This is a genomic window from Bradyrhizobium sediminis, from assembly GCF_018736085.1.
GTDB lineage: Bacteria > Pseudomonadota > Alphaproteobacteria > Rhizobiales > Xanthobacteraceae > Bradyrhizobium > Bradyrhizobium sediminis.
Map to the genome: position 1 here is coordinate 3,232,045 of NZ_CP076134.1, position 11,955 is coordinate 3,243,999.

Annotated in this window: 11 protein-coding genes and 2 pseudogenes; 2 read left to right on the top strand and 11 right to left on the bottom strand. The window is 63.7% G+C overall.

Annotated features, from left to right (window positions below; all coding sequences use genetic code 11):
* Window positions 1-51 precede the first annotated feature (51 nt).
* From KMZ29_RS15705 to KMZ29_RS15725, 5 genes are all read right to left on the bottom strand, one after another.
* The gene (locus tag KMZ29_RS15705; protein ID WP_215620104.1) at window positions 52-501 is read right to left on the bottom strand and encodes a GNAT family N-acetyltransferase; all 450 of its coding nucleotides are present in this window, start codon (window positions 499-501) and stop codon (window positions 52-54) included.
* 10 nt (window positions 502-511) lie between these two features.
* Window positions 512-1,510: a class II fructose-bisphosphatase gene (gene glpX, locus KMZ29_RS15710; protein ID WP_215602113.1), complete on the bottom strand. Its 999-nt coding sequence runs from the start codon at window positions 1,508-1,510 to the stop codon at window positions 512-514.
* Window positions 1,511-1,590: 80 nt separating this feature from the next.
* Window positions 1,591-2,910 carry a homoserine dehydrogenase gene (locus KMZ29_RS15715; protein ID WP_215620105.1) on the bottom strand — a complete coding sequence of 440 codons (1,320 nt, stop codon included), beginning with the start codon at window positions 2,908-2,910 and terminating at the stop codon, window positions 1,591-1,593.
* Between the two features lie 80 nt (window positions 2,911-2,990).
* Window positions 2,991-4,211: an LL-diaminopimelate aminotransferase gene (locus tag KMZ29_RS15720; protein WP_215620106.1), complete on the bottom strand. Its 1,221-nt coding sequence runs from the start codon at window positions 4,209-4,211 to the stop codon at window positions 2,991-2,993.
* Window positions 4,212-4,393: 182 nt separating this feature from the next.
* Window positions 4,394-4,684 (bottom strand): hypothetical protein, encoded by a 291-nt coding sequence (locus tag KMZ29_RS15725; protein ID WP_215620107.1) that lies wholly within the window; start codon window positions 4,682-4,684, stop codon window positions 4,394-4,396.
* A gap of 273 nt (window positions 4,685-4,957) precedes the next feature.
* Here KMZ29_RS15725 and KMZ29_RS15730 point away from each other — a divergent pair, with 273 nt between their 5' ends.
* The gene (locus KMZ29_RS15730) at window positions 4,958-6,763 is read left to right on the top strand and encodes a PHA/PHB synthase family protein (RefSeq protein ID WP_215620108.1); all 1,806 of its coding nucleotides are present in this window, start codon (window positions 4,958-4,960) and stop codon (window positions 6,761-6,763) included.
* Window positions 6,764-6,834: 71 nt separating this feature from the next.
* Entirely contained in the window at window positions 6,835-7,233 is a 399-nt protein-coding gene (locus tag KMZ29_RS15735) for an MAPEG family protein (protein ID WP_215624288.1), read from the top strand.
* 12 nt (window positions 7,234-7,245) lie between these two features.
* Here the strand turns inward: KMZ29_RS15735 and KMZ29_RS15740 are convergent.
* The 6 genes and pseudogenes from KMZ29_RS15740 to KMZ29_RS26745 all read right to left on the bottom strand — a co-directional run.
* Window positions 7,246-7,838, bottom strand: a pseudogene (locus KMZ29_RS15740) (class I SAM-dependent methyltransferase).
* A 41-nt stretch (window positions 7,839-7,879) separates the two neighbouring features.
* Window positions 7,880-8,869 carry an N-acetyl-gamma-glutamyl-phosphate reductase gene (argC, locus tag KMZ29_RS15745; RefSeq protein WP_215620109.1) on the bottom strand — a complete coding sequence of 330 codons (990 nt, stop codon included), beginning with the start codon at window positions 8,867-8,869 and terminating at the stop codon, window positions 7,880-7,882.
* Window positions 8,866-9,549 carry an FMN-binding negative transcriptional regulator gene (locus tag KMZ29_RS15750; RefSeq protein ID WP_215620110.1) on the bottom strand — a complete coding sequence of 228 codons (684 nt, stop codon included), beginning with the start codon at window positions 9,547-9,549 and terminating at the stop codon, window positions 8,866-8,868. The genes argC and KMZ29_RS15750 overlap by 4 nt, the downstream gene beginning before the upstream one ends.
* Before the next feature lie 263 nt (window positions 9,550-9,812).
* Window positions 9,813-10,796 (bottom strand): MBL fold metallo-hydrolase, encoded by a 984-nt coding sequence (locus tag KMZ29_RS15755; RefSeq protein WP_215620111.1) that lies wholly within the window; start codon window positions 10,794-10,796, stop codon window positions 9,813-9,815.
* Window positions 10,797-10,962: 166 nt separating this feature from the next.
* Complete coding sequence (locus KMZ29_RS15760) at window positions 10,963-11,493, bottom strand: DedA family protein (protein ID WP_215624289.1); 531 nt, start codon at window positions 11,491-11,493, stop codon at window positions 10,963-10,965.
* Between the two features lie 293 nt (window positions 11,494-11,786).
* Window positions 11,787-11,939, bottom strand: a pseudogene (locus KMZ29_RS26745) (translation initiation factor 2); the annotation flags it as partial.
* Window positions 11,940-11,955: the final 16 nt, after the last annotated feature.

The window sequence follows — 11,955 nt, forward strand, 5'->3', positions numbered from 1 at the left end:
AATCTCGAGATTCCGGGTTCAGCCCTGCGGGCCGCCCCGGAATGACGTTACTTAGAGCACCTTGCGGTACTGGATGAAGCCGAGATTGTCGGCGACCGTGTCGTAGAGTGCGCGCGCCTGCGTGTTGCTCGATTGCGTAAGCCAATAGACGCGGCTCGAATTCGCCGCCCCGGCCTTCTCGTAAACCGCCTCGATCAGTGCCCGTCCGAGCCCTCTGCCCCGCGCCGATTCCGCGACAAACAGATCTTCCAGATAACAGTATCGGTGGGGAGCCCAGGTCGAACGATGAAAAAGGTAATGGGCGAACCCCGCCAGGTTGCCGTCGACATATCCGCCCAGCGCGAACATCGGCTCGCCCGGATCGTGAAACCTCGTCCACGTGAGATCGCTGACGTCCTGTGCCAGCGCCGTCTTGTAGAAGGTGAGGTAACCCGCCCATAGCGGGTTCCACGCTTCACGCTCGTCTTCGCCGATCGGCCGGATCACCACATTGCCAGCCATGTCAGCGCCTTCAATCGAGGTGGAATTTCTCGAGCTGCCGGTGTTCGGCCTTGATGTAGCGCACGGTGCCGGTGACCGAACGCATCACCACGGTCTCGGTCTGGATCACATCCTTGCGGAACTTGACTCCCGACAGCAGCGAACCGTCGGTAACGCCGGTGGCGGCGAACAAACAGTCGCCCTTCACCATGTCCTCGATGCCGTAAATCATGCGCGGATCGCTGACGCCCATCTTGTGGGCGCGCTCACGTTGCTCCTCGTTGTCAAGAATGAGCCGGCACTGCATCTGGCCGCCGATGCACCGCAACGCCGCCGCCGCCAGCACGCCCTCGGGCGCGCCGCCGGTGCCGATATACATGTCGACGCCCGTATTGTCAGGATCAGCGCAATGGATGACGCCGGCAACGTCGCCGTCGGTGATCAGGCGCACCGCGGCGCCCGTCGAGCGCACGCCGTTGATGATGTCGGCGTGACGCAGGCGTTCGAGCACCAGCACTGTGATCGCGGACGGCGGCACACCTTTCGCCTTGGCGAGGCGGTGAACGTTGTCGGCGGGCGATGCGTCGAGTTCGACCACGCCCTTGGCGTAGCCCGGGCCGACCGCGATCTTCTGCATGTAGACGTCGGGCGCGTGCAGTAGCGTGCCGCCATCGGCCATCGCCATGGTCGCGATCGCCCCCGGCATGTTCTTGGCGCACAGCGTGGTGCCCTCGAGCGGATCGACGGCGATATCGACTTGCGGCCCGGCATTGATGCCGACCTTCTCGCCGATGAACAGCATCGGCGCCTCGTCACGTTCGCCCTCGCCGATCACGATGGTGCCTTCGATCGGCAACTTGTTGAGCTCGCGCCGCATCGCGTCGACGGCGGCCTGGTCGGCGGCCTTCTCGTTGCCGTGGCCACGCAGCCTGGCTGCAGACACCGCCGCGCGCTCCGTCACCCGCACGATCTCGAGCGTCAGGATGCGCTCCAGCAGCAGCTGCGGCGGAACGGAAATATGGGTCGACATCGGCGAACTCCTTAAACTTCACAGCGGGTCCCAAAAACCCGCAACCACGCATATCGCGCGCCGTCCGTGCGGACGCCGCGCTAGTTCTTTTCGATCCGTATCACCTGCGGCCGGCCGCTGATCACCTTGTCGCGCTGGACCGCTTCCAGCGCGCGATAGACCGCGTCCTCGCTGGTGGCATAGGTAATCAGAATGACCGGAACCGGTGAAGCCTTCTTCGCCGTACCGTTGGCGCCAACGCCGTCAGGATGGCGCTGCACGATCGACTCCAGCGAGATCTTCTGCTCGGCAAGCCGGGTAGCGATGGTGGCGGCGGTGCCGGCGAGATCGCGCGCCATCAGGCGGATGTAGTAGCCGCCCTCATGACGCTCCATCGGCGCCTTCTTGGTCGCGCGCAATTTGTCGACCGGCCGGCCAAATGGCTTGGCGCGGATGCCGCGCGCGACATCGGCGATGTCGGCGAGCACGGCGGACGCGGTCGCTGCACCTCCGGCGCCCGGACCGACCAGCGTAATCGGCGGAATGCCCTCGCCGTCGATGGTCACGGCGTTGGTGACCCCCATCACCTGCGCGATCGAGGACGTCTTCGGCACCATGGTCGGATGCACGCGCTGCTCGATGCCCTTGGCGGTGCGCACCGCGACCCCGAGCAGCTTGACGCGGTAGCCGAGCTCTTCCGCGGCGCGCAGATCTTCCGGCGCGATCGAGGAGATGCCTTCGACATAGACCGCGCCCTGCGCCACCTTGGTGCCGAAGGCGAGACTGGCCAGAATGGCAAGCTTCTGCGCGGTGTCGTGGCCATCGACGTCGAACGACGGGTTGGCCTCGGCATAGCCGAGGCGCTGCGCGTCCTTCAGGCATTCGGCGAACGACAACCCTTCCTGTTCCATCCTCGTCAGGATGTAATTGCAGGTGCCGTTGAGAATGCCGTAGACGCGATTGATGCCGGTGCCGGCGAGACCCTCGCGCAGGGTCTTGACCACCGGAATGGCGGCGCCGACCGCCGCCTCGAAATTCAGCGCGCCGCCGTGTTTTTCGGCGGCATGGGCCAGGCGCAATCCATGCTTGGCGATCAGCGCCTTGTTGGCGGTCACCACCGACTTGCCGGATTTCAGCGCCGCCTCGATCGCCGACAGCGCGGGATCGCCGGAACCGCCCATCAATTCGACGAAGCAATCGATGCCGGGATCGCTGGCCAGCGCCAGCGGGCTCCTGGCCCATTCGATGCCGCGCAGGTCGAGCTTGCGCTTCTTCACCTTGGAACGCGCGGTGACGGCGACCACGCGCACGCCGCGTCCGCAGCGCGCCGACAGCGTCCGGCTCTGCTCTTCGATGAGGCGGACGACTTCGGCGCCAACAGTGCCGAGCCCCGCAATACCCACTTTCAGGGGTGCGACCATGAGGAAGAAGACCTGCCGAGGAGACTTGAACTAAGCATGATCTGGTCCGAAAATTGGAAGTCCACTTTTCGGGATCATGCCTACCGCCGGTTGGCGAGAGGAACCACGTTGTGCAACGTTTCAATGCCGCTTTCAAGGAAGCGGCGCACGCCGCGGGCGGCCTGGCGGATACGTTGCTCGTTTTCCACCATCGCGATGCGGACATAGCCCTCGCCGTGCTCGCCGAAGGCGACCCCCGGCGACACCACCACGCCCGATTTCTCGACCATCAGGGTCGCGAACTGCATGCTGCCGACGTCGCGGAATGCCTTGGGCAGCGGCGCCCAGGCGAACATCGAGGCTTCCGGCGGCGGGATATCCCACCCTGCCCGGCCGAATGACTCGACCAGCGCGTCGCGGCGCTTGCGGTAGGTTTCGCGCATCTCACGGATGCAGTCGTCCGGACCGTTCAATGCCGCGGTCGCGGCCACCTGGATCGGCGTGAACGCGCCATAATCCAGATAGGATTTCACCCGCGCCAATGCGGCGATGATGCGGTCATTGCCGACGGCAAAGCCCATCCGCCAGCCGGCCATCGAGAACGTCTTCGACATCGAGGTGAATTCCACGGTCACGTCGATCGCGCCGGGAACCTGCAGCACCGAGGGCGGCGGGTTGTTGTCGTCGAAATAGACTTCCGCATAAGCGAGATCCGACAGGATGAAGATATCGTGCTTCTTCGCGAACGCGACCAGATCCTTGTAGAAATCGAGGCTCGCGACATAAGCGGTCGGATTGGACGGATAGCAGACCACCAGAGCCAGCGGTTTCGGGATCGAATGGATGATGGCGCGTTCCACCGCCTCGAAGAATTGCGGGGTCGGTTCCGATGGAACCGAACGGATCACGCCGCCGGCCATCAGGAAGCCGAAGGCATGGATCGGATAGCTCGGATTGGGACACAGAATGACGTCGCCGGGTGCGGTGATCGCCTGCGCGACGTTGGCGAACCCCTCCTTCGAGCCCAGGGTGGCGACGATCTGGGTCTCCGGATTGAGTTTCACGCCGAAGCGACGGCCGTAATAGGCGGCCTGCGCCTTGCGCAAGCCGGTAATGCCGCGCGAGGCCGAATAGCGGTCGGTCCGCGGCTTGCCCAAGGTTTCCTTGAGCTTTTCGATCACATGGGGCGGCGTCGACAGGTCGGGATTGCCCATACCGAGATCGATGATATCGGCGCCGGCATTCCGCGCGGCCGCCTTGGCCCGGTTGACCTGCTCAAACACGTAAGGCGGCAAACGGCGGATGCGGTAAAATTCTTCCATCGGTCTCATAGCTCCGGAAGCGGGTCGGGCAGGGATCGCCAGCGTAGCTTGCAGCGGAACTCGATTCCGCGCAGAAAGCACGCTCAATCAATGATTTAGGCCAAATTCCGCGCCAAACCATTAAATCGGGATTGTTTTACCACGCAAGCGCCGCTGCGCCAGCCGTAATAGCGCGCACTTGTTCACTTTGCGGCGGAGTTTTTCGCGGCGGCGGAGGCCTGCCGGTCCCGAGCAGCGGCCAATTCGCGCTGGATCTGGGCCTGCGCGGCCGGCGGCAGCGCGGCCTCCTCGCGATCGGGAGGCAGATCATGGACCGGGAGGTAGGCGCCGGCTTCCTTCGGCCGCGCCGGTGCATCGGCCGGGGTGCCGACCAGCGGCAGATCGGCGATCGACGTCGAGCAGCCACTGAGCGCGAGCGCCGACAGCAACAGCGCTCCCACTGCAATCGCCCTCATGTGCCGATTGGCCGTCATCCGTTTGAACATCCCCGGTCAGCTGTTAAGCCGCTGGTATGAGCCTTGCAGCGCCATAACGTCTAGTTCCTCTGATCTGGCCTAATCGTTCAAACCATTGTCGCCCGAAACGATTAGAGCCGAAACAACAAAACGGAGCGTTGGGGCCTCAATATGTCGGAACCAAGAAATTCTATCGCAGTGCAACAGCGCGGGTGCGGAAGGTTAACCGCAAAGCCGTCCGCGCCGATTGCGCGCGGTGACGAACTTGAAATGAATCGATAGTGTCCGCCCATGAGTGAAGTCACGACCGAGACCCAGGCTGCGAGGAAGTTCGACCCCGAAGCCTTCGCCATGAACCTTGCGAAGGCGCTGGAGAGCAGTGGCCAGGCGCTCGCGGCCTATCTGAAGCCGCGCGAGAACGGCGAAGCCAAGGACAAGCCGCCGAGTGAACTCAACGAGCTGATCAAGACTTTTACCGCGGTCGCGGAATATTGGCTGTCGGACAACGAGCGATCGGCGGACCTGCAGGCCAAGATCGCCAAGGCCTATCTCGATCTGTGGGGCTCGTCGGTGCGCCGGCTGGCCGGCGAACAGGCGGCGCCTGCGATCCAACCCTCCCCGCGCGACAAGCGCTTCCAGGACCCGGAGTGGAGATCGAACCAGTTCTTCGATTTCGTGATGCAGCTCTATCTGCTGACCACGCAGTGGGCGCAGGACCTGGTGCAAAACGCCGAAGGCCTCGATCCGCACACCCGCAAGAAAGCCGAGTTCTACGTCAAGCAAATCACCAACGCGCTGGCGCCGTCGAATTTCGTCCTCACCAATCCGGAAGTGCTGCGCGAGACGCTGACCTCCAACGCCGGCAACCTGGTGCGCGGCATGAAGATGCTGGCCGAGGACATAGAGGCCGGCCGCGGCACGCTGCGGATCCGGCAGTCCGACCCCTCCAATCTCGAGGTCGGCGTCAACATGGCGACGACGCCGGGCAAGGTGATCTTCCAGAACGACTTGATGCAGCTGATCCAGTATCAGCCTTCGACGGAAACCGTGCTGCGCACGCCGCTTCTGATCGTGCCGCCATGGATCAACAAGTTCTACATCCTCGATCTCAAGCCGGAGAAATCCTACATCAAGTGGTGCGTCGATCAGGGCATCACCGTGTTCGTGATCTCGTGGGTCAACCCGGACAAGAAGCTCGGCCAGAAAACCTTCGAGGACTACATGAAGGAAGGCCCGCTGACGGCGATGGACGTCATCGAGAAGGTGACCGGCGAAATGAAGGTTCACACCGCGGGCTATTGCGTCGGCGGCACCCTGCTCGCCTCGACGCTGGCGTGGCTTGCGGAAAAGCGCCGGGTACGCGTGACATCCGCCACCTTCTTTGCCGCCCAGGTCGACTTCACCCATGCCGGCGACCTCCTGGTATTCGTCGACGAAGACCAGATCTCGGCGCTGGAGCGCGACATGCGGGCGGCGGGCGTGCTCGAAGGCAGCAAGATGGCGATGGCTTTCAACATGCTGCGCTCGAACGACCTGATCTGGCCCTATGTCGTCAGCAACTACCTGAAGGGACAGCCGCCCTCCTCGTTCGATCTCCTGCACTGGAATTCGGATGCGACGCGGATGCCGGCGGCGAACCATTCCTACTATTTGCGCAACTGCTACCTGGAGAACCGGCTGTCGGCCGGCACCATGGTGCTCGACAACACGCTGCTCGACCTGTCGAAGGTGAAGGTGCCGGTCTACAATCTGGCAACCCGCGAGGATCACATCGCGCCGGCGGATTCGGTGCTGTACGGCTCGCAATTCTTCGGCGGGCCGGTGAAATTCGTGCTTTCCGGGTCCGGCCATATCGCCGGCGTGGTCAACCCTCCGGCGTCGGGCAAATATCAGTACTGGACCAACGACAATATCAGGGACGTGACGCTCGCGGACTGGCTCAAGGGCGCGCAGGAGCACAAGGGCTCGTGGTGGCCGGACTGGCGCCAATGGCTCGAGAGCATCGATGCCGAGACGGTGCCGGCGCGGCAGGTCGGCAGCGACGCGCTGCCGCCGATCGAGGACGCGCCGGGCAGCTACGTCCGGGTTCGCGCGTAGCGCAACGGTACCAGCTTAGGTTATAAATCAGCCGTCCCGCCCGGGATTCGAAATTGAGTGAGGGGGAAACCATGACGCGCGAACTGTTCTGGCTGACGCTGACGGTGATTTTGACGGGGCTGATGTGGATCCCGTACGTGCTCAACCGCTGCCAGGTGCGCGGCCTCATGGGCGCGATGGCCAATCCGTCGCGCAACGACAAGCCGCATGCGGAATGGGCCAATCGCATGATGTTCGCGCATGACAATGCGGTCGAGAACCTCATCATCTTTGCGCCGCTGGTGCTGATCCTCAACTCGATCGATTATTCGACCAAATGGACGGTTCTGGCCTGCGCGGTGTATTTCTGGTCCCGCGTCGCGCACCTGATCGTCTACACCCTCGGCCTGCCGGTGTTCCGCACCCTCGCCTTCACCGTCGGCTTCTTTGCGCAAGCCGTGCTGGCGCTGGCGATCTTCAAGCTGCTGTGAGAACAGAGGGGGTCAGAGGCTCTTGCGGGCCACCACGAACAGCATCTCGGCCCATTCGTTGTCGAAGCCTCTGACTTCGCCCTGCTCGATCGACAGCGAACTCCAGCTGCCGGCGCCGGAGTAAGTGGCGCGCAGCCATTCCGGCGACGGATAATTGTAGTAGCGGTTGAGCGTATCCCGGCCGTCTTCCTCGCCGGCCTTGAAGCTGGCGTAGAACTGGCCGCCGGGCTTCAGCGCCCGCCAGATCAGGGTCAGCACCTGCGCAAGCTCGGGCCGAGGCACGTGCAGCAGGCAGGCGTTGGCCCAGACGCCGTCATAGGCTTCGAGCTCGTCGAGGTCATGGAACAGCAGCGTCTCGACCGGACGCCCGAGCCGGCGCGATGCCTCGGCCGCCAGTTCCGGCGAACCGTCGGTGGGGCGAACGTCGAATCCCGCCGCCAGCATTTGCGCGGAATCGGCGCCGGCGCCGCATCCGAGTTCGAGGATCGTCGCCCCCGGAGGCAGCAGCGCGAGAAAGCGGGTCAGCCGCGTGTGTGCTTGGCGATCTCGCGCGCGGCATAGGCTCGCGCGTTGCTGCGGTAGAACCGGAGCGTATCCTCGTCCACGGTAACTCCTCAAATCAGGGAACGGCGTGGTATGCCCTGCCTTACGTTTCGGCAAACCCCAGCATCAAACGCATGTTCTGCACCGCCGCACCCGATGCGCCTTTGCCGAGGTTGTCGAGACGCGCGACGAGAAGCGCCTGTCGGTGTTTTTCGCTCGCGAATACGTAGAGCTCGAGCATATTGGTCTCGTTGAGCGCCTCCGGCTCGAGCCGTCCGCTTTTTGCAGCCGCATTGTCGAGCGGCATGACCGAGACATATTTGCTCCCGCCGTAGCGCTTTGCCAGCGCGGCATGGAGATCCGCACCATCAGGCTTGCCCGGAAGTGTGTCGAGATGGAAAGGCACCGACACCAGCATGCCCTGTCGGTAATTGCCGACCGACGGCACGAAGATGGGCCGGCGCGCGAGATTTGCGTAAAGCTGGGTTTCAGGCACGTGCTTGTGCTCGAAGCCGAGGCCATAGAGCTCAAAAGCCGGCGCCGTGCCGTCTTCGAAGCTTGCAATCATGGATTTGCCACCGCCCGAATAGCCGCTGACCGCATTGATGGTGACCGGGTAGTCCGCCGGCACAAGACCGGCATCGACGAGTGGCCGCAGCAGCGCCACGGCGCCGGTCGGATAGCAGCCGGGGTTTGAGACTTTCCGCGCCGTCCGGATTTTGTCCGCCTGATCCGGCGCGAGTTCCGGGAAGCCGTAGGTCCAGTCGCTAGCGACCCGAAACGCCGTCGAGGCATCCAGGATCTTGGGAGCTTTGCCTCCCATGCTGTCGATCAGCGCGACGGTTTCTTTCGCAGCATCATCGGGCAGACAGAGGATGACGAGATCCACTTCCTCCATCAGCGCAAGCTTTGCCGCCGCGTCCTTGCGCTTTTCCTCAGCTATGCTTTTCACCGTGACGTCGTTCTGAGCGCCAAGGCGCTCGCGAATGCCGAGGCCCGTCGTTCCGGACGCACCGTCGACGAAGACGGCTGGCCTCTTCGAGGCGCCGGCGGATGGGAGCTGGCCTTTCGGCTGGGTGTCGGAGACGGTCATGGCGCGTTCCTTCCATCCGCGGGGATACTGACATTCAATGATGACATGTAGTTCAACTGCGGCCGCAGCGCGACCATCTGGTCTCCGATTGTCCGTGCGGCCGCATCGTGCTGTTGCGTCAGCGCCGAGGCAATCGCCAGATGGTCGGCGTCGGATTTGTGCTGGTTGAGCTTGAAACTGCCCTCGACTTCTTCGACCGTCATGACCAGACCCACGATCGCCTTCTTCATCGCATCCAGGCGGCCGGCCGTCATCTTCGAGGACAGCCATGGCGGTTTCGGCGCCAGCCAGTTTTCGAACTTGGCGCTCAGGGTGTCGAGATGCCGGCCGAGTTCATCGCCGGACAAGGGCCGCACGGTGCCGGTGAGATGCACGGCCTTGTAAAGCCAGGTCGGCACCTGATCCGGCGAGGCGTACCAGTCCGGCGACACATAGGCGTCGGCGCCGTTGACGGCCATCAGCCATGACGATGCCCCGTCCGCAAGGCTCGCCAGCGGATTATGGCGCGCGACGTGAAACATAGCCTGCGGCGTACCGTCGTCGGCCGAGGTGAGAAAGAACGGCAGCGAGGACGCGACCGGCCGCGAGCCGTTCCACGCGCAGACCGTGCCGAATCCGCGCGCTTCCGCAAAGGCGAGGCTTGCGGCGCGATCGGTCTTGAACATGGGAGGCGTGTACATCTTCGGACTCCGGCTTGACGTTGGGAGCCGCCGGGTCAGATCACGCTGCAGTAAAAGAAGATGCCGCGGACCGGATCCGGCGGCAGGGGCGACAATCTCAGACGCAAACGTCCGCCCATACCGCGAAAGTGCGACGGCGGCGAGCGGTCAGGATGGTCGCAGCGTTGATCATGGGCGCGGGCTATAAGGCCGCGCTGCAATACGGTCAAGCCGAAAGACAAGGCCGCCCGCACGGGACGGCCTGCCCGGTTCCTCGGCGGCGGCTACAGCACCGGCTGCCACGCCACCGGATTGTACCGATAGCCGTTGCCGTCCTTCTCGATATAAGCGGCGGCCGGGAACGAATAATGGAAGGCCTGGACCATCATCCTGTCGGCGACCAGGCGGTCGTAGAGCTTTCGCCGCGTCTCTTCGGCCTTCGGCCCGTCCATGTCGAACGAGGCGTGCCATCCCGGGTTGCGAACGAATAGTTGCGGCAGGTTGGTTACGTCGGCCTGGACGACCACGCTCTGCGACCCCGACGAAACGATGTGGGAAGTGTGGCCGGGCGTATGGCCGGGGGTCGCCACGGCCTGGATACCCGCTATCAGTTCCTTGCCGCCCTCGTATTGCGTGACCTTGCCACCCAACGCGCCGAAGATGCGGCGAACGTTGGCAAAGGCACCTTTCATTCCTTCGGGCGCGCGGCTGGCGTTACCCTCATCCATCCAGAACGCCCACTCGCCTGCTGGCACCAGGATCTCGGCATTCGCGAAGGCCGGCTTTCCGTCCGCGGTCACGAGGCCGCCGATGTGGTCACCGTGGAAATGCGAGATCACCACCATGTCGATGGTCTTGGCGTCGATTCCGGCCGCCGCGAGATTCGTGTGATATTGGCCGACCCATCCCTTGCTCGTCTCGTAAGCCGCCGGACCATTCCCCGTATCGATGGCAATCAATTTCGTGCCGGTGTTGACCACCACGGGATTGAAGAAGAAGGGAAACTTGTCCTTTTCCAGAAAAGATGCCTGGAGCGCGGCATTGACCTCGTCCTTGCTGGCGTTCTTGACCAGGGTATCGGGGAGCGGACCCGACCGGGTCCCATCGGTAACGACGGTGACTTCGAAGTCGCCGACCTTGTAGCGGTAGACGCCCGGCGCCTGCTTGCCCGCGGCGGGTGCGGCGGCCTCGGCATTCCGGACTTGCAGCAAGGGTGAAGCCGCGAGAGCTGCGGCGCCGGCAAGCGCGTGACGTCGTGTCAGTTCCATAGTGTCCTCCCAGTGAGACGATGACTGCAGAATTCCCCGCTTCTAGGCATAATGTCCGGGCGCTCTTACCCGTGTTCCGCGCGCCGCCGGAGCGGGCGCAACGCACGGCATTCAAGGGGGCTAACACCCCCGCACCCGCCTTATTCCGGCCGGGCGGAATGCCGCCCTATACCGCCCGCCACAGCCATCCGGCGATCAGCGCCATCACGTCGCCAAACAACAGCAGCACCGCCGACCAGACCAGCGCGGATACGAAATTGGCGATTTGAAATTGCCAGTAAGGCATCTCGAATATGCCGGCCGCGAGAGGCACCGAAGCCCGCAGCGGCCCGAAAAAGCGCCCGATGAAAATGCTGGGTACGCCCCAGTCCTTCACAAACGCCTCGCCGCGCTCCAGGATCCCCGGGTAGCGCGACAACGGCCACATCTCGGCGACGTGTTCCTTGTATCGGAAGCCAAACCAATAAGAGAGCCAGTCGCCGAGTGCAGCGCCGATCCCGCCGGCCAGCCACACCGGCCAGAAGCTGATGCCGCTGACCCCGATCAGCGCACCGATCGCGACCAAAGCCCCCCAGGCCGGGACAACCAGCGAGATGAAAGCGATCGATTCGCCGAATGCGAGCAGGAGCACGATGGGAGCGGCCCAGACCTGATGATCGCGCACGAAGTCAGCCAAAGCGCGCGTAAAATCTTCCATGTTTAGAGAGCCTTCCCCGGCTGCCGGCCTGATCGAGCGGGACATCGGACCTTTCCGGGATTCCAATGCCTGAGGACAGGTAAGCCAACCCCTTCCGTGACATCAAGTCACAAAGGCGGGGACTGTGCGTGAGCCCCGGGGTCTCCCGAACGGCTTTACATCCCCTCCCCACAAACAATGCTGGGAAAAACGGATGATCGGGACCTGGGCCGCGTGGTTGTGCCGGTCGGAATGCCGGCGGGCATCGCCATGGGCATTCAGCGGAAACTCATGCTGAGGCGATCTGCCGCCCCTCAGCTCTGAGGAGGAGGCGGCCGCTTCGGCGGCCGCGGCTTCGCCGCGCGCGGAGGCGTCGGCGCGACGGGTTGCAGGGTGACGATCACCGGATTTGGCTTGTGATCCAGCGCAGCCCCCGTGACGGCATCCACGCCGATGCCAACCAACCCGCGAATGCGCCCGCCG